We start from the raw sequence: 23,617 nt of genomic DNA on the forward strand, positions 1-23,617 counted from the left end.
GCAGCTGGTTCAAGCTAGTTGGGACGACTTCTGCTTTCGGCAGACGGAATCTGCTCAGCTTTGCCAACGCTTCATCGGGAGCGCGAGAGGAGCTCCCAGCATCCTTCCGCCGGGTGACAGACCAGTCGCCACGATGTTCATTTCGCCTCCCCTTCGCTGAGTGGTTTCGAGAGGGGCCCCACGTAGACTGAGGCAGACGGCCCTCCCGTGAAGCGCACAAGGAGATCCATCGCCGTTGCATTCATTGCGTCCGCATCGCCCCGCTGAGAGAAGCTGGCCCAGTCTGCCATCGCGATGCTCTGCAGCTGGCCCTCCTTGGCCAAAAACAGCCGCATAGGCCACCGCGGCAGCCGACGTTGCGAGACACGCCCGCGTGCCAACTCGATGAAGTTCAGGTGGCTGCGCGCTTCGGATGCCCTGGCGTAGGCAACGCGAAGGCCATCCGGTGGACCCTCCAGGTAGGACAGGAACCGGGCCCCGTCGTACAAGGTCACCCCGGTCACGCCGGCCTGTCTGTTGAACCGCTCCGCGTCGGCTATCAACTCAACCAGCCGCCCAAGGCTAAGGTAGGGGCTGGCCTCACTCACAAAAACCACCGCACGGTTTGGCATGACACGCTCCTAAGATTGCTTCAGACCCAACAACCTGACGGGTCGGGAAGAGCAACAAGTGCTACACGGCAACCTTTGATTTTGCCTTCCAGGCGCCTGTTTCCAGATCCTTCCGCAGCACCCAGTCCTTCGCCGGAATCTTTGCCCCACGGGCGGTCAGGTAGTCCGGCATGAATAGCATGATCTCCCCCCCTTGAATCAGACAGCTGGTCGAGAGGACCACGCCGTCACTGAGCTCGACCAAGCAGGTGGCTCTCTCGCCCAGTTCAGCCTGCTCGCCTGTCAGGGACGCGGTGGCCCCTGGGTAGATGTGGCTGTGAGTAAATTCCAACCGCATGGCATGCCCCTGTCGAATGCCTCAAATTCATGACTCCCCTGCTTCCACTGTGCAACGTGAATCGGGCGGCCTACAGAGGAAATCCGTTACCCATCACTGCGGAACGTCATCGAGACGATTGCCGACCAATGCGGCAAGCCGCTCCATCCCCGTTTCTGGGATGAATTTCCCTCCGAAGCGTTGGGAGAAATTCACCCAGTTCGACCTCATCAGTGCTTTGAGCTCGGCTTCTGAAATCCGCAGGAAGAGCAATGCATGCGCAGGGAACCGCAACTGCTGGATGGATCCCCGCGCCAGCTCAACGATTTCGGTATGCAGGGTGAAGGACTGGGTGTAAACGGAGCTCGCAGCCACCGCACTCGCTGTGCCTTCCAAATATGTTAAAAACCTGCTGCCGTCGAAGCATACAACTGCACGCGAGCCGCACTTGGCATTGAACTCTCGGCCTGCACGCATGACTTCGGGCAAGCGCTCCTCACCGATCTCTTCCACAGCCGCGCTTACGAACACCACCGCACACTTAGACATTACGGGCTACCTTTCACTCGGCACCAGTGCAAGCCGGCCAACGTGGATCAGCTGTGTACAAAACGCAGGCCAGCTTGAATTTCAGTTTTCAGTTGCGCTATTCCTGAACCTTTAAGAGTGCACCATGGCTAGCCCCGTCCCCGACTCAAGTTGGCTGCAAGAGCGATGACCTCGCTAGGGATCACGGCCCCGAGGTGCGCGAGAACCGCGGCTTGGACGACCTCTGTGTTGCAGAGGAAGAATATCCCGTCTCGCGGCCCAGCCGACGTCAGAGACCGGTTGACACTGATCACCGAAGCTGGCACATCGCTCACGAACACTTCGTGAAACTTCGACCCCGCAAAGCGCGCTTCGAGGGCTCTCCGACTTGCTTTCGTGTCCTGCCGTAGCGCCACACCGTATTTTCCAGACAATCCGATGCCACTGGCGGTAAATACGTAATGATCTTTAAACGAGGTCAACCACACCAGAATCGGTCCGCCCTCGGCGAGAACGCGTCTGTGAGCAAGCTTGCTACGTATCATCGGGCTGCTCGTTGTTGGCCTGATTGATCGATTCGCCCCTCTTGTGGCTCCGTGGGCGGCGCGAATTGCGAGCTACGAACGATGGACAGGATCAGTATCCGACAGCGGCAGAGGTGAGGGCAACGCCTGCGCGCCGCCCTTCATTTCGGCCGTCCGGGTAGATGGGCTCACCGCACCACAAACGGCCGATCTGTAAGCGAAACAAACCGAGCGGGCTGTGTAGGGCTTAAATCCTTTGGCGGCCCGCCAGGCTCAGCCGAAGCGCTCATTGCTCCGCCGATTCATCCCCCCCCGGTGCACGCGAGACAAACGCCATCCACGTGCGACCTGAAATAGCCGGTGTCGCCCGTCAACGAATAGCGGACTCCGGCCCAAATCGATGTCGCTGTGGGGCTGTGCCAAGCGCGAGTCCTCTGGCAGGCGTGGCGAAACGAACGTATCATTTCGCTCTCCTGCGGCGCAACCATTCCCGGCAGGACAGCGCCTTGAAGAGCGCGATTACAAGTTGGAGCAGCGCCAGACCAGTTGCGCAGGCCAAGATAACCATAGCAAGAGGCAAAAGTAGCTCCATGATGGGATCCTACAGGCCCGCGGGTTGGCAGCAAGTCAAGGCGCCCGGGCCATTGGCGCTCAGCAATCTCCTGTTCGCTTGGGGTGAGATCACCACAACCGCGTGACAGTGGCGTGAAAGTCGTGTGGCGATCGCAAGTAGCTGGCGCATAGCGAGCTGCCGTCCGAACGCAGGTTGGCTCCCGTGTGCGCCGCCATGACGGCAGCCCCCAACAGGTGCACCTGGGTGCGCCCGTTGTCCTGCCACCCTTTGGGCAGCGATTCAATGGCCGCCAAGGCTTCTTGCCCTGACAGGCATTGGATGCAGGTCAGGTAGGACCATTGAAGGCCCACTTCCTCGCGCAAGCGCCTGCCGGCGGCCTTCTCGTCCAATCGGCCCTCGGCACTGTCCAGCAGCACGTGGGCGGCCGCAATGGCTTTGCCTTGGGGCGAGAGCCGGCTCTTCTTCTTGGGGAACAGGCCGCGCATGATCAGGCCTTCTTGCTGGCCTTCTTGGCGACGGCATTCTTCGCAAGTTTCTTGACGGCCTTCTGGGCGGCCTTCTTCACCGGCTTGCCCGTCTTCTTGGCCACCCTGGCGGGAGCTTTCTTCACCGTCCCATCAGCCGACGGGAACTTCGCTCCGGGGTTGGCCTGAGCCCACGCCTTGCCCTCGGTGGACTTGGCCCACGCGGTGAAGACCTTGGGGGCCAAACCCCGACCGGCCCACGTCTCACCGGTTGGGAGGCGATACTTCGGCGCCACCTTGCCAAGCTTGCGGCCCTTTCGGGGTCCCGGGGCAGCCTTGGCGGCACGCGCCGGCTTGGCGTCGATCGTTTCCCCGATGAGCTTGGCCACCTGCCGCCGCTGGGCCGGACTGAGGACCTTCGCATACTTCTGCAGGACCGCCAGGGCTTTGGGCACCTCGCCGTCGCGCTTCTCCACCAGCTTCTTCTGGGCTTCGAGCTGTTTGATTTCGGCGTTAAGGGATTTCAGGGTAGTCAGGGCCAAAGGAGCACTCCGGTCGGGAATCCAACGGTTATAGCCCATCGCTCCGGGCATGGCCACCCGAATGGGCCCCATCTTGACACCCACCAGCCTGGGGCGCGATAACTCCCTTGCCGCGAGGGGAAATGCCCCCGGCGTATTGCCTGCTTAGCTCAAGGCAACAGGTCCCGATTCGATCGCACAAGCGACGACGGGATGGTTTTTCCTGTCTTTTGAGATCTAAGCATGCCCAACCTCCAACGGTTGAGAACCGAGGCTTTCCTCGCCCAGAAGGGCCGGTGCTGCTATTGCAGCGTGCCGATGTGGAACGCCTCTCCCGATGAACTAAAGCCGTTCGGCCTGCGCGCCAAAACGGCCACGCCGCTTCGCTGCACCGCCGAGCACCTGGTGGCCCAGCAAGAGGGCGGAAAGGACGTGGCCGGCAACATTGCTGCCGCCTGCTGGCTCTGCAACACACGCCGGCACAAACGCAAATCGCCGCCCTCCCCCGAGGCTTACCGCGCCTTCGTGCAGAATCGCCTGGCGAAGGGGAAGTGGCACCCGCCGAGCGTGGCCAAGTTGCGCCTCAGAACGTGTGGAACGCAACCACCCGACGGATGAGTTCCGCCACGCTCACATGCTGCCGCTGCGCCTCGTGGCGGGCGCGGTCGGCCAGGTCTCGGGAAGCCCGGATAGGCGGCAAGCGGTCGTCCCTGCGGCCGGCAACGGGAGAGCGCAGCAGCGGGGGGCGCGCAAGGTAGGCGGTGAGCCATTGGCGCACGGCTTCGCTCTCGCTCACCCCGGCTGCTCTAGCGCGTGCGGCCAATGCCTGGCGCAAGGTTGAAGAAAGGGACACTTTCGGCAGCACGGCCGTCAAGGGAGGCTTGGACGTCAGCGTCACAGCCTCTGCCTCAGTCGGCCCACGGGGGCTGGGCGGAAGAAGCGCTCCAATCGTTTGGTCTCCAGCAACGCTTCCATGAAGGCCCCCATGGCGTGGGTATAAGCGTCCTCGCTGGCCGCCAACCGCAAGCTCAGCGCAAGCCGTTCCCACTTTCCGTTCGGTGCGCATGCGATGGCGAACAACCAGTGGTGCGTCCAGTCATCCTCCAACCGATCGGATGCAACGAAGAGCACCCGGTGATCACGCTGGAACGGCAGGGACGACAGCGCCTGGTCAACCGCATGGCGGTGGGCAGCCTGTAGCCGTGCCCTCTCCTCGCCGTCGGTATCCAGCAGCGCGGCGAACCCTTTTGGCAGGCGCAACGAAACGCGGTAGCCCGCCGCCCGGGCGTGGTGGCCCTCGCCTTCCCACAACCGCGGCTGCCCATCGAAATCCTGGCCCATAGCGAAGCGCCGCATGGCCTCCTCGGTCACTGGCCCACCGGGCTTCAACTGGGTCAACCACGCACCACCCCAGCGCAACGCGGCCAAGGGCGCCTCCAGCAGTTCTGCGAAGGCGAACCCATCGGCGAACACGTCCTCCCGGCAGAGGCAGGTGAGTTGCAGGTTCATGGGATCACCCTCATAACCGTGCCCTACTATTCGGAACGGCTTTCGTTGCGCCAGGGAGAGTCGCATCCAAACGCAGGGCCTCTTGTTCCGTTTCCCATCTCCATAGGCGATCGCGTATTTGCGGACGTTGCTGTTCGAGCCACGCATCGGGACGTGGCTCTGCATTGACAAACTGCAACCAAGCCTTCGAACGCGGATTGGCCCCTGCCTGCAACAACAGGTCGAGCAGCTCCACGTTGCCCGCCAGATAGGCGAAATAGATTGGTGACCGCCTTATCTCGCCACAGTCGTAATCCGCGTCCGGATCTGCGCCAGCTTCGAGCAGCACGCGACAAACCTCGAGCCACCTTCGCCCATTTTCTTCCCATGGACTGTCCTGCATAACAGCAAAAATAAGTGGCGTTTTTCCATCTTTTCGCTCCCGAGCGTTCACATCAGCGCCATCTGCAATCAACTGCTCAAGCTCCCTCAGCTGGAACCCTCCTTCGCGCTCGAATAGCTGAAAGATGGGTGGCATCCGGCGATGTCTCCTCCATTTACCCATGCGTTTCTCAATGACATAGCGGGGGATCAGGATTGGAGACAGCAGCGTCAATACAAGGAACTCCACGCGAACCTTCCAGATCGGCTCTTGAAATAGATTTGGTGGGTCACGCAAATTCTTTAACCATCCCCGCACACCCTTTTTGATACTTGCCACGAAATTCATGTCAGCCCCCATGGAATACATTTGTATCCCTTCAGATCCATGCAAGCAGAAAGGGACATTCTGTCCAGAGGGCTTTACTGACTAAAGCGAAAAAATGCTGGGGTTGCACGACAGTTTGCCAAACTGTCACCCTCCCCTTGCGCGTTTCCGCTACAGCGGAAAATCAGTGGGTCAGGAGGACGCATGGCCAACACCGACTTACTCGCTGCAATTCGACAGCGCAACCCCGCCCAGGTGGACCTGGCGATCGGGCGCGGGGCCCAACCCAACGCGCACGACGCCCGTGGCTACTCGCCGTTCCACGTCGCCCTGCTGACCGCTGACGCACCAACGGTTCGGGCGTTGCTGGACAGCGGAGCTGATCGGTTGGTGAGCACGAAGTTGGCCCAGGCCCGGAACATGGGCGCCAAGACCTTGGTCGCGTATCGTCACGTGCAAGCGCGGCCGCGGGAGGCTGCGTGGTAGCAGGAAGCTGGACTAAGATGAGTCCATGCCCGTATCACCCGACAAAGCCTATCGGCTATTGAAAGCCTTCGGAATGCTTGAGTTCCAGCTTAAGCAGACTAGCGAATTCTTTCAGACCAAGACCCCAAAACCGCCCATCTGGAAGGTGTTCAAGATCGGCTCATTCGAGATCGATGTGCGTCTCAGCGCCTTGCCAGCACCTGCCCCCGTTCCCGTGGTAGACGTGGACTGGAACAAGGTGGATCGAGCGGTGGCGCGCTTGGGGCAAGCATTCGTCGCACTCGTTCCCCTTCCCACTCAGAGAAAGCTGCTTGCTCCACCACGCAATCGGCCGAAAAGGGAGCGCATTGAGTTTGACCAGACGGGCCGACCACGGGCGACCTACCAGCCCGTCAACCTGCCCCATAACGACGCCGAAGCCTTGGTCGTTGCGATGCGACGCGTTAGAAACAACCTTTTCCATGGCGGCAAGGAAGACCCGCTGGAGGAGACGTATTTCGGAGAAGACAACGATTGGGCGGTGGCCGCCGCAGATGTTGCGGATGCTCTGTTGGATCTTCTCGACCGCCAGTTGCTCCGACCCGTTCAAGCGCCCTGACCCACTTCAGTCTTCCTTGGTCGGTGGGCAACGTGGGAACCTGCTACAGGAGTGGAACACCTCCTTGGTCGCACGATTGACGCGCTCCACCAGCACGCCCTGACCACACACCGGGCAGGCTTCCGCAGGCTCCCCTTCCGTCCTTACGATTTCCACGCCGTGATCTGCCTGGAGCTCCACCAGGAACTGGGAAGGTTGGTGCTGGGTGGTGTAAACCACTACCGAACGCTTCGCACGGGTGAGGGCCACGTAGAACAGTCGTCGCTCTTCGCCGAACTCGAACATCTCCGGCTCGGGCATGGCCAGTTGGAGAATGGGATCGTCCTGGACCTGGCTGGGGAAGCCCAGGGTGTCTTGCACCACGTTGAGCAATGCCACGAAATCGGCTTCCAGCCCCTTGGCCCGGTGGATGGTTAGGAACCGGAGGTCGATCTTGTCCCCGAACCGCTGACGCCACGCTTCCAGCTCCTTGGGTTTGTCGTTTCTGTAGCGCCCCAGAACGAGCATGGAGCGCAGCGGCTTCCCGTCGGTAGGCTCCGGCAGTTTGTCGTAGAGAGACTGGATGTTGGACTTCAAACGTCCGGGGATGTCTTCCACAGTTGGCAGCGCAACCACGCTCACCCGGGGGCCCTTCAATGGGTTTCTGGTGAAGACCTTCTTGACCAACTGCATCGGGTTCCTGGACACGAACTCCGACGTGAGATCGCACAACGACTGCGGGCACCGAAACGTCTGGGAAAGGTGTCGGATGGCGGCATGGGGGTGGGACATCTGGAACCCCGACATGATCGCCAAGTCGGCGCCGGCGAACCGATAGATGCTCTGCCAGTCATCGCCTACTGCCGTGAACTGCGCACCGCTGGCGTCAACGATCGCCTGGAGCAGCCTCATTCGTGCGCGGGAAGTGTCCTGGAACTCGTCGGCCAAGACCATTTTGACGCCGCAGGGAAAACGGCCAGCAACGATGTGGTCGGCGGACTGGTTGAGCATGTCGTCGAAGTCCACCAGCCCCTCCGCGGCCAAACGGTCTTCCCAGCGCAGGGCAACGGCCTCGTAGAGGTCGAGGAACAACTCCATGCGCGGCACGAAGGCGCCCGGCAATGTGCCGATGCGTTCACGGGCCTGCTCGACCGTCTGCCGCGAGCCCTTCATGTGCTGCTGGAACACGCGCATGACTTTCGCGATGGCTTGTGGCGACACCGGGTCATTGTCCGGAGGGACGCGGTCAGGATCGAACACCAGGTCGATGCCCCTGGACTTGAACAGGTCCTTGAGCGCGGCCAGGGCGGCCCCGGTGCGCAGACCATGGGCGGTGGTTTCGAACAGCCGGGTGCCCTGGTCGCGGTGGAGTTGCCGCTTCCAATGCACGCCCTCCAGGTAATCCTTGAAGGCTGGAGGCGCCTCGCCCTTGGCGTTGAGCGCGAAGTGTTCGTGGAAGACGTCGATGTCGGGGTAGTAGAAGTCGGGGCGGTATTGCCGCTTGGTGGCCGTGCGGGTGTCGTGGGGATACGGTTCTTCGTAGCGGTAGTTCACGCCGTGGAGGAACAACCAGTCCGCGATCAGGCGCTCCGATTTGCTCTTGACGATCTCCCCGCGCAGCGTGCGAAAGCCACGCTTTCGCTGGCTCTCCGGGTCGTAGTCCTCCGGCTCTTCTCGCGCGTCCCACCGCCCCACGTCCTTGAAGTAGAGCAATCGGAAGAGATCCCACTGCGCCGCGAACGTCGGATTCTCGGCACAAAGTTCATCGACCAAGTGGCCGATGAAAGCCTCGTCCTTGCCATTGCTCAACCAAGGCGCCGGGGTGGGCATTTTCCCCGTCGCCGCGCCGATGACTTCCAGTCCGAACGCATGGAAGGTCTTGGCAGCGATGCGATCAGCCCCATCGAGGTGGCCCAACCGCTTGGCGATGCGCTGACGCAACTCCTCTGCCGCGTCGGCGTTGAACGCCAACAGCAGGATGTCTTCCGGCGCGCACAATCCCTGTTCCAGCGCGTAGCCAGCCTTGGCCACGATGGTGGAGGACTTGCCCGAGCCCGCGGCGGCCACGACCAGCAGCTCGTCGTCCATGCAGACCACTGCCTTGGCCTGCTCCTCGGTCAGGGGGTTGGACTCCACCCGCTCGAAGAACGAGCGTTTGGCCTCCATCTGGTGCGCCTCAAAAGCGGCGTTGTGCGCCGCTACTGAGGCTTCAAGCCATGCTTCCGCGGACGGCTGATATTCGGGCGGGGCAACATCTCGCCATGCGCGAGCCGGCCACTGGGGAACCATGCTCCCCTTCAACATCGCTGCCGCCGTTCGACGGCCGATCCAGCCTCGGCTCTCCAACTGATTTCTCAACGCGCTTGACCAGCGCTGGAGCGCCCTATCGAAGACTTGGCGATTGTGCCGCTCTACCGTTTGGTCCACGTAGGACGATGGCGTGATTCCCAGCAAGGGAAAGCTTGAGTTGAATCGCTCCCTCGCTGGACTCAACTGGGGGTGGTTGAACAGCGCCCCCCATGTCGGGAGTCCAGCAATGATGGGGGAAGGAATGCTGTCCCTAACCTTCTCTACGGTGGCCGGCTCAATAAAGCCATCCGTCTCCAGGCGCCGATTAAGTCCGCGCTGCCATTCGTTGAGTGCCTTCTGTCCCCTTAGGGCGTGCGCGGCGATGCTCTCTGGAACATGCTGGTCGAGAAAGCGTTTTAGCTCCTCCGCTTGGTCCGGCTTTAAGCCGCCGAGCAGTTGATCTCTTCGCTCCCCTGAAATGACGAACTTACACTCCCCCGTGGCGGGAAATGCATTCTTCCGGCGGTAGGCGAACGCCTGTAAGAGAACAAGTGACCCCTTGAAAGGGACGTGCCCGCGGGCAGAGAGGGTAAATGTTTCTCCATCCGACGAGAACAACCAGTCGTCCCCCTTGAACAGGGCACTTCGCAATCGCGATGGCTTCCATGTCGGCATGCTTACCCTTACTAGCTGAATTCACCCATGAAGCGGGCACTCAGCGGCGCTGCTTCCGCCACTCCCAAGGCGGAACAAAGTCATCTCGCCACATTCCTGCCCGCGTGGCCTCTGCATGTTGCTCGGCCGCCACGTAATCCGCGGAATATTGCCTGTAGGCCAACGCCCACCCGTTGCTCACCAACCATGCCTGCAAGTCGTCATTACCGACGAAACAACGGGCCAAGACCCGTTGGTATCGATCCGCGCCCTTTGGATGACAGGTCACTGGACGACCTGCAATCCAATCGCTAAGGGCCATGGCCGCTTCTTGGCCACAGGCCCAATCTTGCGATTCCGACCCACACCGTTGGTTGGCCTCGGGAGCATCAACGCCTTCCAAGCGGATCCGCGTGCCATGAATTTCCAACGTGTCAGCGTCAATAACCGAGCTGCGGCCCACCAGGATATTGGCTGCTGCCGGCAGAGAAGCGGGAGGCGCTGTATCCGATATTTCCGCGACCTCCGGAGGCGCCCGCCACCACTGCGATGCTTTCTTTAGGCCGGTAAGGGTGGCCGCAGCAAGAATCGCCACGGCAATCACTTGGACGAACCGTTTGGCATTGGAGTGAACAACGACCTTGCGGGTCATGGTTCAGCGCGAGAAGAGCACGAAAAAGACGACTGCAATGACGACCAATCCCACGATCCAGACGGTGTTGTTGTTCTTCGTCACCTTGATCCGCGTTTCACCGCTGGCGGTCTTGTAAGAATTTTCCATCGTGAAATCCGAGCCGATAGCATTCAAATCCTTGGCAGTTTGGACATCTCGTTGCATTTCCACGGACGACGCGTTGAATCGGCGCACCGCATCGGCATCAGACTTATCCAGATCCAACTGCTCCTGCCCGGCCTTTAAGGCCAGCTCCTTGCGCTGCTCGGGTGTCAGCTGGTTGATCAAGTCCTGGCGGAATCGCCCACTCTCGGTGCTCAATCCCGTGCCGCTCTGCTTTTTCGTCAAATCGTTGCTCATTGTCATCCCAACCAATTCGTGAACTTCTTCCACATCGACACTTTCGGAATGGCGATGTGCACCTGGATGCTTCCCTGGGGCAATTCGATGGCGTGGGTCACCGCCGTCTGGTATTCGCCGAGCTGGGCGATGATCGCGTCCAGCCGCTGAAACTCCACTTTCAGATAGGCCAGCCGGCTCAACGATTCTTCGCGAATGGCCTCGGACATCAACGCCTCGGCTGCGGCAACGTCCCCGTTGGCCAACCATGAAACCCGGCCTTTCAAGCGATCGGAAAGGCTGGCGGTTTCCCCGTGCGCGACCACCTCTTCGATCGCGGGTCGCAAATCCTCCCTCCACCGCTCCTGGGTGGTGCGAACATGACGGGTCATGGGCCGGAAGTTCGCATTCCGAAGCTTCTTGACCAGATCGTAGCGCACCGAATACGGCAGCCGCGGTGGAAGCAGGTTGAGCAACCGCTCGGCCACCTCGCCGCTCATTCGGACCGCTCCCGATTGCCAGTTCGGGTAGGTCTTTCGGGCGTAAGCACCGGCCGACCCGCCGTAGTGGCTGGCGTATGCCTGGAACAACAATTCGAGCGAATAAGGATCCAGCGCCAGGAACAGGCGCTCCACATCCCGGTCGATGCCACCGAACGCCGTGGTCAGCTCCCTGCGCTGGGAGACGACATAGTTGCCGTAGCTGCTGTAGTGCCGCCTCCCGCGGCCCTTACGCCTTGCCATAGATTCCCCGATTTACCCCGCCGAAGGAGCATACCCGAGGCGGTCCAGTCCTGCGCGTGGAACCGCCCGCGACCGGCGCCACATCGGTTTCACGCCTTGCCCCACCCTCGCAGTGACAAGGGGTTGGGCCCGTTCAGCGAAATACTAAATGACGAGGGTCTGGAGGCGGAGCTAGCCTGTCTCCCCGGTGCGTCTCACCGGGTGATTCTGACTTGTAGAGACTTCCGCCATGCTCGACACCACGCTTCCGCCCGGTTACCTGGGCCCCGCCAACCTCCACGCGACTCCCCTGCCGCTGCTCCTGCTGCCGGTGCGGGCCACGTGTGGCTTCCCCTCGCCTGCTGAAGACTTCTACGGCTCGCAGGACGTGCTGGACATCAACCAGCGGGTCGTTCGAAACCCGGTGGCCACGTTCTACGTTGAAGCGGACACGGGCACGTCTATGGTCGAGTTCGGGATCTTCCCGGGCGACACCCTGGTGGTGGATCGCTCCCTGACCGCCCGCCATGGGGACATCGTCATGGTGTGTTGGGAAGGCGGCTTCACGGTCAAGCAATTGCGGCTGCGCGCCGGGCGCTACGAGCTCCATTCGGGCAATCCTGCCAACGCCCCCATCGTCGTCCCGGAGGACGTGGAGCTCGACGTGTGGGGCGTGGTGACCTGGTCTTTCCGCAAGCAATGGAGGCGCTGACATGGACGATGCAAGCCGCTGGAGCCAGCTCAAACCGATGGAAGGGCCCCGCTGGCCGATCCGGTGTGGCCATGCCTTCACCGCCGACGATCTGGCGCGCCTGCGCGAGGGCCTCTGGCCGCGCGACATGGACGACCGGTGGGCGGTGTGGCTGGACGGGGAAACGCTGCGCTGCTGGCGCTCCTGGACCGGCACCTGCATCTACGAAAGTCAGGTGACCCTGGCCGAGGACGGCACCGGCGTGGCGGTTGTCGTGGACGTGCTCGACGACGGGGACACCTACCGGCGGGCCGCCACCGATGAGGGCGAACTGGAACGGTTCGAGGGGGTGCTCTCCCAGGTGCGGCGCCGCGAAAACGACGGCGACGCACTGGCTGGGGTGTCGATCGTCCAAGAGGCGTGATGCGCCATTGGCACTCCATGGATCAGAGGGAACGTTGACGTGTTCGGCTTGGTGGACGGGAACAACTTCTACGCGTCTTGCGAGCGGGTTTTCAACCCGTCGTTGCGCGGCCAGCCGGTGTGCATCTTGTCTAACAACGACGGCTGCGCGATCGCCCGCAGCCAAGAGTGCAAGGATCTGGGCGTGAAGATGGGCCAGCCCATCCACGAGGTGCCGCCCCACATCCGGCGGCAGCTGCGAATCTTCTCGGCCAACTTCGGTCTCTACGGTGATCTGTCAGGTCGCGTGGTGTCGGTGCTGCGGGAGTGGTTCCCGCGCGTGGAGGTCTACTCCATTGACGAATCGTTCGTGACGTTCGACGGTGTGCCGGCGGAACAACGTGAGGCGATGGCCCGGCAAGCGCGTGCCCAGATCCTCCAATGGGTGGGCATTCCGTGTTGCGTGGGCATCGGTCCTACGAAGACGTTGGCAAAGCTCGCCAACAAGCTGGCCAAGAAGACGTCGCACGGGGTGGTCACCGCCCTCCCCGGTTCGCCCGAGCTGGAAACTTATCCGGTGGAAGACGTGTGGGGCGTGGGGCGCAAGCTCACGGCCAAGCTGGGCGCCGAAGGCATCCTCACCGCGGCCGACCTGGCCCGCGCCGATCCCGACACCCTGCGGGCCCGTTACGGGGTCACGCTGGCCCGAACCCAGCGGGAGCTGCAGGGGGTGGTGTGCAGCGACCTGGAGGAAGTGGAACCGGAGCGGCAGCAGATCGTTGTGTCGCGCTCTTTCGGCCAAGAGGTCACTTCGCTGGATGACCTCCAGCAAGCCGTGTCCACGTTCGCCCAGCGGGCGTGTGAAAAGCTGCGGTCGCGCTCGCTCCAGGCGAGTGGGGTGTGGGTGTGGCTCAACACCAACCCCTTCAAGCCCGGCGCGGCGCAGTATCACCCCAGCAAGGCCTTCAACTTCATCGGGCCGACGAGTGACACCCGCGAAGTGCTGTTGGTGGCGCAAGGGTTAGCCAACGCCATGTGGAAGGACGGCTACCGCTACAAGAAAGCCGGCGTGGGATTGCTCGACCTCACGCACGGCGACGTCCATCAGGGCGACCTGTTCGCCGGCATCGACCCCCGCTCGCAAGCGCTCATGAAGGTCATGGACCAGGCCAACGCGAAGTTCGGCCGGGGCACCATGGGCATGGCGTCCTCGGCTTGGCGATCGAAGGGGCCAGCGCTGGCCAAGCCCGTGTGGGCGATGAACCAGAAAAACTTGTCGCCGGCTTACACCACTCGCTGGGATCAACTTGTGCGGGTGCGGTAGCAACTCGCCAGACGACTAAAACGGGATCTCCAAGTCCTCGGCAGCAGCCGCTTCTTCTTGCTGCCGTGCGAGCTTCCACTTCTCCTCGCAGGCCTTGATGAAGCGCACCGTGCTGGCGACGTTGCTGGCGATCAGAAGTGCCTCGTCGTATGCCAGCACCGGATTGTCATGGGCCATCGTGTGGTTGTTCCGCACGTAGTCGTATTGACCGAAGATCGTGGTCGCGCCTTTCAGGATGTGCTCTGCCATCTGGGAAGTCAGAAGACCTTCTTCCTTGACGCGCTTCACGTAGGCGCCCATAAGGCCACCCAATGGCACCGACCGGTCCCTGGGGATGCCGTGCTCCTCGCAAAGCTTGCGAAGGAACTTGACCAGGAACGTATGTAGCCGATCCAAGCCTTGCTCTGGCTCGTTACGCTCGAAGCACTCCCTGGCGGCTTTAGCCACCTTCTGGAAGTCTTCTGTGTCGCCATCGATGGCCTCGATGTCCTCCACCGGCTTGGCTTGCGCCAGTCGCGCTGCAATGGCTTCGCAATCCCTGAAGAGTGCCTGCCGCTCCAATGCCGAATGCCCGGTGTCCCGGCAGTGCTCTAGCAGTCCGTGGATGACCCGCCCCACCAACGAGTCATCTTCTCTGGTCCAGAAGCTGCGCAGGTGGTTGGCTTTGGACGAGCCATTGCCACTGTATGCCCCGCCATAGATGTCTCGATTAACCTCCTCTTCGAAGAACCGAGCAAAAGAATTGTTCGAAAAATCGAGGACGTAACCACTGCTCATGCCGAACAGATCTTCAAGTTTCCGTTTCTCGCGAGGACTCAAACTGGACATGGGTGGCTTCGCAAGGCTCTAGGAAAGGTCCCGACGATTCGGCGAATGATCACCATGGGATATCGTCCTCCTCAACCGCCGACTCCGCATCAGCACCCTCTGCGGGGCTCATCATTTCAATAAGGCGCTCGCCTTGAGCCAGCAGATGGTCGTAGGTCATTACAGAGATGCCGTGGAGACGGCGATTGAGCCCATGAAGTGCACGCTGCTGTTCGTCGGTCCATCCGTGCGATCGGCCAATCACAATCGTGGCGCGGGGGTGATAGGCCACCACCTCTTTGTGGTCTAGAAGCCCATCTTTCGCAGCTTGGTGGAGGATGTCCAGATACCGGTGGCATTGGCCGATGGCCCGGGAAACGTCTGCCGAAAAGTAATAATTCTTGTGAGCGGCGTCGTAGAGCAGAACCTCTTTGTCCGGCCGTTTCAACTCAACGATGTCCCGATAGCCGGCGATCACGTTCGGCAACAACAGGTCAAGGTTGTCTCCAGTCGAAATGGCCCTGACTTCGTCACGGACCACATAGGCATTTCCGAACGCCCAACAGTGCTTCTCACACCAGGCCTGATAGGTCTGCTCCCCTGCCTCACCGCTTCCCAGATTGGAGCGCAGTTCGGCCACGGCTGATCGCATCTCGCTCAGACGGATTGACCCACGCAGCGCCGTGCTCAACTCATGCGTGAGTTCAGTGCTGGACAAATGGCCCAGCAACTCCGACTGCGACAGGACCTTTGTCAGGGCACCCACCAGTTCTTGAGGATCGTGGCCCGTCAGGTTGGCCTCGCCGTTGGCCACCCGAATTAAGATGAACTCACCTGTTTCCGACTGAGCGGCAAGGGGCAGATGTGTCTGTAGGTATTTGAGCAGCTGGAGGGACGAAGTTTCCGACAACGTGAGGGTCTTGGCCTTGTCCTCGATCCAAGGCTGATCCTTCGCCTTCACGAAACCTTCGAGCTTCAGCGAAAATGTGGTTCGACCATCGCTATGTGGAATGAACCAAGCCAGGGCGTGCAGCTTGCTCTTGCTGGTCTCATTGAGCACAACTGGTGGTGCGTAGTCCACCTTGCCACTGCTGGCCGTCTTCCTGACGACCTTCTGGACTTGTCCTGGCTTTTCCATATCGCCTCCCCGCTTAAGCCCCGATTGCCGCCTTCAACTGCTCGGTGACGCTGTTGCCCTTCTCGTCCTTCAGCTGGGCCATTAGGTAGATCCCCTTGCCCTTGCTCTTGGTCGCCCAGAGCTCGCCCACCATCCGCTTTTCCTTCTCGGTGTCGGATGAGTAACGGTCCCCGCCCTTGTATTCCACAACCAATAGGCGCCCGTCCTTGAGACGAGCGACGAAGTCCGGATAGGTGCGTTGCTTGGCCGTGGGCATCCAGAACTGGCTGCGATCCACCAAGTTGCGCACCCAGAACTCCACCTCGTCCAGCTGGTCGATGGCCTGGGCGCAGAGGAACTCCTCGCCCACCTTACCGCCAGCGGTCTTCCACTGAAGGTCGCCCACGAAGGGGTAGTAGTGCTTGCGGAACCGGTAGGTGCCGCCCTGGTAGTAGGAGTGCGCCGGATACAGGGTCATGTCCGCCGGGTAGGTGAACATCGCGTCGGGCTCGTCGCTGACCACGACCTCGGCGGCATCGCCGAACAGGGCCTGCTGGAAGCCGTCCTTCAGTGCCTCGACCTTGGCGAGCTGGAGCTGCTCACTCAGCTTGCGCCGGAGGACGAACTGGCCATTGAGCAGTTGCGATAGGGAGAAGCCCCGGTCCTGGGACAGACCGCTGATGGCCCGGCGCACCCACTCCCGCAACACGGGTTGCTTCACGGCTGGGTCGCGGATCTTCTGGTCCAACCACCCCACCAGGTCCGCCTCGGTCCGGTCCTTGGCAAAGCCCGGAAGGTAGGTGTTCACGTCGTCGTCGATCTTGGTGTAGGTGACCTTTTCATCCACCAGATCGACTTCGAAGGTCTGGCTGTCGGCGTTGAACTTGAGGCTGGACAGATCCGGCGGGTAAGCCAGCAGATCCCACATGAACCCGGGCGGCACCGCGCCGCTTTCGATGAACTCCAGTTCGCCCTGCTCCATGACGCAAAGGCGGGGAACACTGAAAACGGCCCCGTTCTGGCTGGGAGCCTTGACGGCCTTGGAAGCGATCTGGTGACGCTCGATGGTGGCCGCAACTTCCTCGCGTTCCTTTGCAGGGGCGGCCAGAGTGATCGCCTCCACCGTGGAATCATCCACCTCCCCCGTGATCTCGACCGTTCCGCCCTTGCCTTCCCCGTAGGGCACGAACACCACGTTGCCTTGGTCGCGCTCGGGCACGTTGGTCAGGTCCGGTGGCTTGCTGACCGCCACGGTCGTCTTGGGCGGTGTGGGGACAGGATTCGCTCCGCCTTGCAGGCCCAAGCCAGGCCCAGGTGTCGGTTCACGCTGGACGGCGCCCACGGCTTCCAACGGATTGAAGCCAATGTCAATGAGCGACTTGGTCAGCTCTGCCGCCGCCACGTTGAAGTGGGTGGTGGTGACGTGGGCGTAGGCCTTGTTCATGGCCTCCTGCTTGCGCCGGGTGGCATACGGCATCCGCAGCACACGGCCCAACAGCTGCTGGATGTCCTTGTCGCTCTTGACCTGGGCCACCGAGCAGAAGACGTAGGCGAACGAACAGTCCCAGCCCTCCTTGAGGGCCTGCTTGGTGATGATGACCTCGATGGGGCAGTCCTTGGCGAACAGGTCGACGCCGTCGATTTCCCGTTGGTCGCCGGTGGCGATGGCGATGGCATTCTCTGGGACTTTCTCGATATCGATGAGGTGCCGATTGACCTCTTCCACAGTGGCCGTTCCTTTGGCGTTCTCAGCCTGGATCAGCAGGATGGGGCGGATGTAGTCCGGCTGCTCATTAAGCGCGGTCTTGCCCAGCTCGTTGCGACGGGCTACAGCGCTGCCTACCGCCGCTTCCCATTGCCCCACATGCTCCTTGAGCACGACTGGGAACTTGATCATGTTGGCCACCTTCAGCTCGAAGGCACTGACGCTGACCAGCACGTTGCTCTTGCTAGCTTCCGGCGTGGCGGTCAACTCCACCACTAGCTTTGCACCCAGACGTTGGTAGACCTCGTAGGACAGCGGGGTGTTGGCGTTGTGCGCCTCGTCGGTGATGACCAACGGACCGTGAAGCTTAAGCAGGTTGGCGAACGAGGCGATGGCCTTGCCCGCTGCGTTCTGCTCCAGATAAGGCAGATCGGACACGCTTCCGGCGAAGTGTGTCTCCAAGTCCTCGTGATGCTCGTAGACCTTGCGGCCGTCCTGGTTCTCCACGCGAAGGGCAGCCATCGTGGAAATCACCACGCAAACCTTCGTGCCCAGATCGGCGGGGCGAATGTGAGTGAAGTCTTCGACATCGAACACCGCCACCTTGCCACCGAAAGCCTCATCAAGCTCCTGGCGGTAGGGGTGACGGGGATCCTTGAACGCTTCCAGCGTCTGGGTCTTGATCTGGGTGGTGGGCACCATCCACATGACCAGCGGATACGTCCGTTCCAGGTAAGTATCCCCTGCCGCTTGAATGATGTGCGCACCCATCACGGTCTTTCCACCACCCGTGGGTATGCGCAGGCACACGTAAGGGGTGGCTTCCATTCCCGGCATGGGCTTGTAGTTCGTGACCAGACCCGGATCCACGTTCCTCTCGAACGCAGATTCGGGACCACTCAACCGTGCGTCTTCCAAGAACTGAGCAAGGCTGGACAGGGCCCGCTGCTGATACACCTTCAGGGAGAGAGCCATCGTCAACGCGCCTTTATGTCATAGGGAGTCTGTTTGAAGGTGATCTGGAGCTCTTCCAGCTGCTCCTTCGGCAAGTCGCAGGACTCACCGTAAATCACCTTGGGTCCGTCGAACGGCTCCAGTCCTCGCAACACCCTTTTGGTCAGCACGTTGCCACCGGCCTTGCTTTCGTCGCCAAGGATTCCGTTGAACAGCAGGTAGTAGCCCACACCATGGTGCTCGCCCAGGAATGCCGTCTTGGGCGCACGGGTGGAGCGCGCGGCGCCGGTCTCAGCAAACCACACGTGTGCGGCCAAGTGTTCGAAGCGGATGCCCTCTCGGATGTGACCACTCTCATCGAACACGGGAACCCCCAACTTGTAGAAGCGGAAACCACCTCCCCCGTCCCAGCTGAGTTCTTTCGATACTCCGCCTTGTTCGCCGTCCACCACCTTCAAAAGCCTCGGCTGGCAGTGCGTGCGTGCGTGCTCACCCATCTCAATGCCGATCCACTGCCGGCCCATCTTGTGGGCCACTGCCGCCGTGGTGCCTGAACCTAAAAAACTATCCAGGACTAGATCGCCGGGCTTCGTCGCTATTTCCATAACACGCCGAATTAGCGCTTCTGGCTTGGGCGTTGAAAAGTGATCATCGCCAAATAGCGCAACCACTTCTTTTTTCGCGTCCTGCGTGTGACCGACCTCAGCATAAGGCCAAATAGTTTGCGGAACGCGCCCTTGCTTTACCTCAGACAGAAACCTTTTGATTGCCGGGACATTATTCCCACCCTTTCCCCACCAGATCCGGTTATCTGCATCCATCTCAGCCAGCTTGGCTTGCGAAACTCGCCAATACATACCATTCGGCGGACCCGGGATCACTCGACCCGATGGAGTGGTAATGGGATAGGTGCCAGCACCATAGAAATTACGTGCCGAAAGATCACCTGCCTTCCACGCCCCCCTAGGATCACCATCTTTATTAGTGTATGCCTTATCCTGCTTTTCCGTCCTCGGCATAGGATTCGGAAACCACTTTTCTGCATTCTTTGCGTAAATGAACACGTGGTCATGATCTACCGAGAAATGGCGTGCCGAGTTCTTCGGGGAATATATTTTGTTCCAAATTACATTCGCAATGAAGTTTTTCCGCTGAAATACTTCGTCAGCTATGACCTTGAAGTAGTGGGCTTCGTTGTCGTCCAGTGTGATCCAAATGGAGCCCTCTTCGGCCAAGAGATCCTTCAACAGTTCAAGGCGGGGATACATCATCGACAACCATTGAGAGTGTTCAATGTTATCGTCGTAGTGATCGCTGACCGCCGACTGGGTGTTGTAGGGCGGATCGATAAAGATGCATTTCACCTGACCTGCATAGTAAGGAAGCAGAGCCTTGAGCGCATCGAGGTTGTCCCCCTCGATGAGCATGTTCGGGGAATCTTCGTCCCCATAGGAAAGCTTGGCGACCGGCTCCAGCAACCGGTAAGGCGTCAAGGCGGCGCGAGTAAGGTCCGCATCGCGATTGAACCAAGAAAGCAGTGGCATCCAATGATCCCCTTAGACAGGCCCACAGTATCGTTCAGCCAAAGGATGCAGGGCCAGTGTCGCAAGGCCTGAGACAGCTCAAACCTTTGTTTCCCAAGGGTTGGAGGATCACTGGCAGGCCAGCGACACCACCGTTTGCGCAGAGCCAAGGTCTGCCGGCAACCGGGCCCTGCAGACCCCCGCCACCTCGACCACCTGCCCCGGCTCCGGGTGCTCCAGGTAGAGCACCCCGTCGAACCCCACCTGGGTGGTCTCGGTCGCCGTCTTGGCCACCGTGCCCGCTTCGATGGCCGGGCCAGTGAGGCGGAAGGTTCGTGCAGTCTCGGTCAGGACTGGGAAGGTGAGGTGCATGCCGGCTTGGCGGCCAGCGGTGGCGGTTTGCTCGATCTCGGCCAACTGGGTGCCCAGTGGCAGCGCCCGATCGTCTACGCGGACCTCGGTGGGCACCATTGGGGTCACCTCGCCCACCACCAGGCGGCCCTGGGCGTTGGTCTTCCCTACCAATCTGCCGCCCACCCTCACCGGCACCCCGGCTTGGCCGGGCACGTCCACCACGGCGAAGGATTCGGCCGGACCCAGGAACGTCACGCCTTGGCGGTCAAGGTGGACGGCACCGGCCATCGAACCGGAAGCCCAGATGCCACTGGGCCCGTGCTCGGCGTTGACTTGGGCCCACCCTGCCCGGGTGGTCCAGTTGGCGTTGGCCCTGGCCGTCTGGCCAGCCGCTCCCTCGTCCACCGAAGCGGACAAGCCCACCGGGGTTCCCAACACCATGGGGCGGGCGCGTCCTTGAACGGCCCAGGCGGTGGCATCGGGGGCTTGCCGGGCCCTAACGCTCACGCCCTTGCCCCGGCCGAAATCGTAGCTGTAGCCCACCTCCACCCGGGTTTCCTTGCGCTCCAGATCGCGCAAAGCGGAGACGGCCACGGTGTGCCCGTTGCCACGCCAGGTCAGCCCGGCGTCGGCGTAAGCGGTGCGAAAGCGCGGTGTGCGCACGTCGGAGAACCCTGCTCGGAGAGACCACTGGGGAGTGGGCCGCCAGAAGACCGAGCCCCGGGTGCGCTGCTCCACCTCCACCGCACCGGGGGCGCGCAGGCGCCAATAGTCCTGCTGGCGCTCGTGCTCCAGGCGCACGCCAAACCTCGGGCCGCGGTAGTCGTAGGCCACGGCCTGCCGTTGGCCGCCTCGCGTGGAAGTGCCCAATTCCAGATCCAACGTGCCGTAAGTGCCAAGAGCCGTCGTGGCCCCCAACGCCACGTTGGCCTTCCCGTCCGTTGAGGTTTGGGCGGTGCCGCGCAGGGTCCACCGGTCGTTGAGGCCCCGAGCCACCGACCCGGTCGCGCCCAACGTCCCGTAATCGCTCTCTCCTTGGCGCACCCGGCCGGCCGCGACCTCCCAAGTGGTGAGCCCTTGGCGAAGCAACGTGGGGGCGACGTAGAAACGCTGATCGCTCACCACCGTTTCGCGGCCGTAAGGGTCTCGCACCACCACTTGGGTTTGCTGCGCACCGGTGCCCAAGGCGCTGCCATCGGCGGTGAACGGGCCTTTCCCCACCCGGCCTTGCAGCACGCGGGCGCGGTTGGCCAGGACTTCGACCGTCGCCGGATCGAGCGCCACGCCGCCGAGCACCGGGACCGGATACGTGGGCGTCAACGGGTCCAACGCCCGCGGGTCCTTGGCCACGCGCACCCCGCCCAAGTTGACCAGCGAGGACGACGGACCAGCGAACACATCGCCTGCCTGGTAAGTCACCAAGCGGTTGGGATCATCTTTCTGCCAGCGCGTCACGCCGCGAACGTAGCCGGTGCCGGCCGTGTCGGTGTTGACCTGCCCGCTGGTGCTGATCACGCCCCAACGCCCCGCCTTGCGGACCTCGTGGCCCAGCGAGAGCGCCTGCTGTTGCTCGGACACCATGCCTGCCACGCTGTAGTTCACCAGCACCCCGGGAGCGGGCGGCGCGATGGGCCCGCGCTCGGTGCGATCACGGGCCACGCGTTGGGCCTTGAGCCGATCGGCCGGCAGATCCAGGGCGACCGTCGCGGTGGCCTCGTCCACAACAAAGCCCACGCCCAACGCTTGGGCACTCATCGGCTCCGTTTGACCCGGGGGAAGTTGGAGCCCGACCTCGCGCCACGTGGCCGGCTCGGCGAACCACTGACCGCCTTGCTGCCAGAACGTGAGCGGATCCGCCTTGGCCTTGCCGCCGATGACCGGCACCAGGAACGCGGGTGCCACGCCGTCGGGCACCGCTGCGCTGGCCGACGATGCAGCCAGCAACAACAACGCCAAGGCTTGGCCACGCATCGATCACCGCCCCACGGGGACCGTGACGGGCTGGCCGTTGACGGTGATCGAAAGCACTTCGGCACGCTGGCCAGGCTGGGTCTCGTAAGTCATCGAGGCCCCCGGTAGCGTCCAACCCAATGCACCGTCGCGCCACGGCTTCCCACCGGCCGGGCCAATGGACGACACGCGGGCCGCGGTCTGCCCGTGATTCGTCAAGCGGTATCCATTGGGCACCGCTTGGACGGTCACCTGGGGGACGGGCGCGTTGGCGGCTTCAAAGGCCACGGGCAAGTCCTGGTTGACCAGCAACTGGACGCCCTGGGCGTTGGGGTCTTTGAGCTGCATCAGCAGCACGCGGTAGTAGCGCCGCTCGCCCAGCGCGCCCACCCGCATCAACCGGGCGGTGCGCTTGGATTGGGGCGGGACGTCCACGAAGGTAGGCGCCCCCACGATCTCAGTGGTGGGTGAAAACACGTTCTGCCCCGTGGCCTGATTCCACCCCACGGCTTTCACCTGGTAACGCACCGAGGTGTCCCCGCTGTTGTGCAGCGTCACGGCGACGTGCTTGGCCGAGGTATCGGCCATCAGGGTGGTGGGGCCAACGGAGATGGAACCGGCGGACGCCGAAAAGGACAGCAAGGACGCGGCGGCCACGGCCAAAAAACGTTGGGAATGGGTCATGGGGTCTCCTTTGGGGGTGTCTCCATTCAAGCTAGATCGGAATACCATTCCGTCAACCCATACCTACTCATCTTTGCAGCAACAAAAAGCCCCCGGGGCAAGCCGGGGGCGTCGGGACAACCGATGGGAATCAGTTGTAAGTAGCGGTGACGGTGACCGTGTCGGTGTAGTTGCCGCCCACGGCCTGCTTGAGGGCCAGGAAGCGCACCGCGTAGTTGTAACTTTGGACGGTGCCGTCGCCAACGCCGGTGAACGCGTCGGTGTCATCCCCCCAGACTTGGCTTCCCTGCGGGTCCTTGAAGAAGCCGTAGGGGATGTAAGCCCCGGCGCCGTTGGTCACAGCCCGGTAGGTCTCATACCCGGACAGCAGGCCGAAGTTCTGCCCCTGGCCCGGCGAAATGGAGTAAGTCGTGCCCGCGTTGCACACGATGCTCAGCCCGGAGGTGCGGGCGGCAGCTTCAGAGATGCCCGACCAGTCCATGCCTTCGATGGAGGTCACGGACAGCTGGCAGGTGTTGGTCAAGGTGCCCTGAATCGTCAGATCCGCGGTGGTGTCGGCGGCGAACGCGGGCACTGCCAGCGAAGCCAGGGCGATGGGCAGAAGGGCGCGAAGGAAGGTCTTGCGTGTCAT

Annotated in this window: 24 protein-coding genes; 6 read left to right on the plus strand and 18 right to left on the minus strand. The window is 61.9% G+C overall.

From position 1 onward, the window contains the following. Positions 1-137: 137 nt before the first annotated feature. The 5 genes from V3B25_RS00660 to V3B25_RS00680 form a co-directional block, all read right to left on the minus strand. Positions 138-611: a BLUF domain-containing protein gene (locus V3B25_RS00660; RefSeq protein ID WP_006375647.1), complete on the minus strand. Its 474-nt coding sequence runs from the start codon at positions 609-611 to the stop codon at positions 138-140. Between the two features lie 61 nt (positions 612-672). Continuing rightward, positions 673-948, minus strand: coding sequence for a hypothetical protein (locus V3B25_RS00665; protein WP_032971143.1), 276 nt, complete (start codon positions 946-948; stop codon positions 673-675). Positions 949-1,041: 93 nt separating this feature from the next. Continuing rightward, on the minus strand, positions 1,042-1,476 hold the full coding sequence (locus V3B25_RS00670; RefSeq protein ID WP_006375649.1) for a BLUF domain-containing protein: 435 nt from the start codon (positions 1,474-1,476) through the stop codon (positions 1,042-1,044). A gap of 1,184 nt (positions 1,477-2,660) precedes the next feature. Continuing rightward, on the minus strand, positions 2,661-3,038 hold the full coding sequence (locus tag V3B25_RS00675; RefSeq protein WP_006375651.1) for a hypothetical protein: 378 nt from the start codon (positions 3,036-3,038) through the stop codon (positions 2,661-2,663). 2 nt (positions 3,039-3,040) lie between these two features. Continuing rightward, positions 3,041-3,559, minus strand: coding sequence for an H-NS family nucleoid-associated regulatory protein (locus V3B25_RS00680; protein ID WP_032971149.1), 519 nt, complete (start codon positions 3,557-3,559; stop codon positions 3,041-3,043). Between the two features lie 222 nt (positions 3,560-3,781). Here V3B25_RS00680 and V3B25_RS00685 point away from each other — a divergent pair, with 222 nt between their 5' ends. Continuing rightward, on the plus strand, positions 3,782-4,156 hold the full coding sequence (locus tag V3B25_RS00685; protein ID WP_076739360.1) for an HNH endonuclease: 375 nt from the start codon (positions 3,782-3,784) through the stop codon (positions 4,154-4,156). A 276-nt stretch (positions 4,157-4,432) separates the two neighbouring features. Here the strand turns inward: V3B25_RS00685 and V3B25_RS00690 are convergent, their stop codons facing one another. After that, positions 4,433-5,047, minus strand: a complete 615-nt coding sequence (locus V3B25_RS00690) for a relaxase domain-containing protein (protein WP_006375655.1) — start codon at positions 5,045-5,047, stop codon at positions 4,433-4,435. Between the two features lie 10 nt (positions 5,048-5,057). Further along, complete coding sequence (locus V3B25_RS00695) at positions 5,058-5,756, minus strand: ankyrin repeat domain-containing protein (RefSeq protein WP_158229329.1); 699 nt, start codon at positions 5,754-5,756, stop codon at positions 5,058-5,060. A 183-nt stretch (positions 5,757-5,939) separates the two neighbouring features. On the opposite strand from V3B25_RS00695, the gene V3B25_RS00700 reads away from it, so the two are divergent. Continuing rightward, entirely contained in the window at positions 5,940-6,221 is a 282-nt protein-coding gene (locus tag V3B25_RS00700; protein ID WP_032971158.1) for an ankyrin repeat domain-containing protein, read from the plus strand. Between the two features lie 25 nt (positions 6,222-6,246). Then, complete coding sequence (locus V3B25_RS00705; protein ID WP_006375657.1) at positions 6,247-6,819, plus strand: hypothetical protein; 573 nt, start codon at positions 6,247-6,249, stop codon at positions 6,817-6,819. A 6-nt stretch (positions 6,820-6,825) separates the two neighbouring features. Here the strand turns inward: V3B25_RS00705 and V3B25_RS00710 are convergent, their stop codons facing one another. The 4 genes from V3B25_RS00710 to V3B25_RS00725 all read right to left on the minus strand — a co-directional run bounded on the left by V3B25_RS00710 (position 6,826) and on the right by V3B25_RS00725 (position 11,496). After that, positions 6,826-9,738, minus strand: coding sequence for a UvrD-helicase domain-containing protein (locus tag V3B25_RS00710; protein ID WP_049400616.1), 2,913 nt, complete (start codon positions 9,736-9,738; stop codon positions 6,826-6,828). A gap of 64 nt (positions 9,739-9,802) precedes the next feature. Beyond that, positions 9,803-10,393, minus strand: a complete 591-nt coding sequence (locus V3B25_RS00715) for a thermonuclease family protein (protein ID WP_080103076.1) — start codon at positions 10,391-10,393, stop codon at positions 9,803-9,805. A gap of 3 nt (positions 10,394-10,396) precedes the next feature. Beyond that, the gene (locus tag V3B25_RS00720) at positions 10,397-10,774 is read right to left on the minus strand and encodes a hypothetical protein (protein WP_032971159.1); all 378 of its coding nucleotides are present in this window, start codon (positions 10,772-10,774) and stop codon (positions 10,397-10,399) included. Between the two features lie 2 nt (positions 10,775-10,776). Next, the gene (locus V3B25_RS00725; RefSeq protein WP_049400617.1) at positions 10,777-11,496 is read right to left on the minus strand and encodes a hypothetical protein; all 720 of its coding nucleotides are present in this window, start codon (positions 11,494-11,496) and stop codon (positions 10,777-10,779) included. A 229-nt stretch (positions 11,497-11,725) separates the two neighbouring features. On the opposite strand from V3B25_RS00725, the gene umuD reads away from it, so the two are divergent. Genes umuD through V3B25_RS00740 form a run of 3 tightly spaced genes read left to right on the plus strand, consistent with a single transcriptional unit; the run spans position 11,726 to position 13,892 of the window. Further along, entirely contained in the window at positions 11,726-12,187 is a 462-nt protein-coding gene (gene umuD / locus V3B25_RS00730) for a translesion error-prone DNA polymerase V autoproteolytic subunit (protein WP_006375705.1), read from the plus strand. Between the two features lies 1 nt (position 12,188). Then, positions 12,189-12,590 carry a hypothetical protein gene (locus V3B25_RS00735; protein WP_006375707.1) on the plus strand — a complete coding sequence of 134 codons (402 nt, stop codon included), beginning with the start codon at positions 12,189-12,191 and terminating at the stop codon, positions 12,588-12,590. A 39-nt stretch (positions 12,591-12,629) separates the two neighbouring features. Beyond that, positions 12,630-13,892, plus strand: a complete 1,263-nt coding sequence (locus V3B25_RS00740) for a Y-family DNA polymerase (RefSeq protein WP_049400618.1) — start codon at positions 12,630-12,632, stop codon at positions 13,890-13,892. A 15-nt stretch (positions 13,893-13,907) separates the two neighbouring features. Here the strand turns inward: V3B25_RS00740 and V3B25_RS00745 are convergent, their stop codons facing one another. From V3B25_RS00745 to V3B25_RS00775, 7 genes are all read right to left on the minus strand, one after another. Further along, positions 13,908-14,720 carry an abortive infection family protein gene (locus tag V3B25_RS00745; RefSeq protein WP_006375711.1) on the minus strand — a complete coding sequence of 271 codons (813 nt, stop codon included), beginning with the start codon at positions 14,718-14,720 and terminating at the stop codon, positions 13,908-13,910. A gap of 49 nt (positions 14,721-14,769) precedes the next feature. Further along, positions 14,770-15,837 (minus strand): Shedu anti-phage system protein SduA domain-containing protein, encoded by a 1,068-nt coding sequence (locus tag V3B25_RS00750; protein WP_006375713.1) that lies wholly within the window; start codon positions 15,835-15,837, stop codon positions 14,770-14,772. 13 nt (positions 15,838-15,850) lie between these two features. After that, positions 15,851-18,496 carry a DEAD/DEAH box helicase family protein gene (locus V3B25_RS00755; RefSeq protein WP_006375715.1) on the minus strand — a complete coding sequence of 882 codons (2,646 nt, stop codon included), beginning with the start codon at positions 18,494-18,496 and terminating at the stop codon, positions 15,851-15,853. Between the two features lie 2 nt (positions 18,497-18,498). Further along, positions 18,499-20,019, minus strand: a complete 1,521-nt coding sequence (locus tag V3B25_RS00760; protein ID WP_329809837.1) for a site-specific DNA-methyltransferase — start codon at positions 20,017-20,019, stop codon at positions 18,499-18,501. Positions 20,020-20,127: 108 nt separating this feature from the next. Beyond that, positions 20,128-22,323, minus strand: a complete 2,196-nt coding sequence (locus V3B25_RS00765) for a fimbria/pilus outer membrane usher protein (protein WP_006375719.1) — start codon at positions 22,321-22,323, stop codon at positions 20,128-20,130. A 3-nt stretch (positions 22,324-22,326) separates the two neighbouring features. Then, complete coding sequence (locus tag V3B25_RS00770) at positions 22,327-22,986, minus strand: fimbria/pilus periplasmic chaperone (RefSeq protein ID WP_006375721.1); 660 nt, start codon at positions 22,984-22,986, stop codon at positions 22,327-22,329. Positions 22,987-23,116: 130 nt separating this feature from the next. Next, the gene (locus tag V3B25_RS00775) at positions 23,117-23,617 is read right to left on the minus strand and encodes a spore coat protein U domain-containing protein (RefSeq protein ID WP_006375771.1); all 501 of its coding nucleotides are present in this window, start codon (positions 23,615-23,617) and stop codon (positions 23,117-23,119) included.

The sequence above is a fragment of the Stenotrophomonas sp. SMYL8 genome, from assembly GCF_036320065.1.
Taxonomy (GTDB): Bacteria; Pseudomonadota; Gammaproteobacteria; order Xanthomonadales; family Xanthomonadaceae; genus Stenotrophomonas; species Stenotrophomonas maltophilia_A.

Coding starts and splice junctions, on each gene's coding strand:
- V3B25_RS00685 (WP_076739360.1), top strand. CDS start 3,782: ATGCCCAACCTCCAACGGTTGAGAACCGAGGCTTTCCTCGCCCAGAAG.
- V3B25_RS00670 (WP_006375649.1), bottom strand. CDS start 1,476: ATGTCTAAGTGTGCGGTGGTGTTCGTAAGCGCGGCTGTGGAAGAGATC.
- V3B25_RS00745 (WP_006375711.1), bottom strand. CDS start 14,720: ATGTCCAGTTTGAGTCCTCGCGAGAAACGGAAACTTGAAGATCTGTTC.
- V3B25_RS00660 (WP_006375647.1), bottom strand. CDS start 611: ATGCCAAACCGTGCGGTGGTTTTTGTGAGTGAGGCCAGCCCCTACCTT.
- V3B25_RS00720 (WP_032971159.1), bottom strand. CDS start 10,774: ATGAGCAACGATTTGACGAAAAAGCAGAGCGGCACGGGATTGAGCACC.
- V3B25_RS00765 (WP_006375719.1), bottom strand. CDS start 22,323: ATGCGTGGCCAAGCCTTGGCGTTGTTGTTGCTGGCTGCATCGTCGGCC.
- V3B25_RS00775 (WP_006375771.1), bottom strand. CDS start 23,617: ATGACACGCAAGACCTTCCTTCGCGCCCTTCTGCCCATCGCCCTGGCT.
- V3B25_RS00770 (WP_006375721.1), bottom strand. CDS start 22,986: ATGACCCATTCCCAACGTTTTTTGGCCGTGGCCGCCGCGTCCTTGCTG.
- V3B25_RS00735 (WP_006375707.1), top strand. CDS start 12,189: ATGGACGATGCAAGCCGCTGGAGCCAGCTCAAACCGATGGAAGGGCCC.
- V3B25_RS00760 (WP_329809837.1), bottom strand. CDS start 20,019: ATGCCACTGCTTTCTTGGTTCAATCGCGATGCGGACCTTACTCGCGCC.
- umuD (WP_006375705.1), top strand. CDS start 11,726: ATGCTCGACACCACGCTTCCGCCCGGTTACCTGGGCCCCGCCAACCTC.
- V3B25_RS00675 (WP_006375651.1), bottom strand. CDS start 3,038: ATGCGCGGCCTGTTCCCCAAGAAGAAGAGCCGGCTCTCGCCCCAAGGC.
- V3B25_RS00690 (WP_006375655.1), bottom strand. CDS start 5,047: ATGAACCTGCAACTCACCTGCCTCTGCCGGGAGGACGTGTTCGCCGAT.
- V3B25_RS00705 (WP_006375657.1), top strand. CDS start 6,247: ATGCCCGTATCACCCGACAAAGCCTATCGGCTATTGAAAGCCTTCGGA.
- V3B25_RS00725 (WP_049400617.1), bottom strand. CDS start 11,496: ATGGCAAGGCGTAAGGGCCGCGGGAGGCGGCACTACAGCAGCTACGGC.
- V3B25_RS00665 (WP_032971143.1), bottom strand. CDS start 948: ATGCGGTTGGAATTTACTCACAGCCACATCTACCCAGGGGCCACCGCG.
- V3B25_RS00715 (WP_080103076.1), bottom strand. CDS start 10,393: ATGACCCGCAAGGTCGTTGTTCACTCCAATGCCAAACGGTTCGTCCAA.
- V3B25_RS00755 (WP_006375715.1), bottom strand. CDS start 18,496: ATGGCTCTCTCCCTGAAGGTGTATCAGCAGCGGGCCCTGTCCAGCCTT.
- V3B25_RS00700 (WP_032971158.1), top strand. CDS start 5,940: ATGGCCAACACCGACTTACTCGCTGCAATTCGACAGCGCAACCCCGCC.
- V3B25_RS00750 (WP_006375713.1), bottom strand. CDS start 15,837: ATGGAAAAGCCAGGACAAGTCCAGAAGGTCGTCAGGAAGACGGCCAGC.
- V3B25_RS00695 (WP_158229329.1), bottom strand. CDS start 5,756: ATGAATTTCGTGGCAAGTATCAAAAAGGGTGTGCGGGGATGGTTAAAG.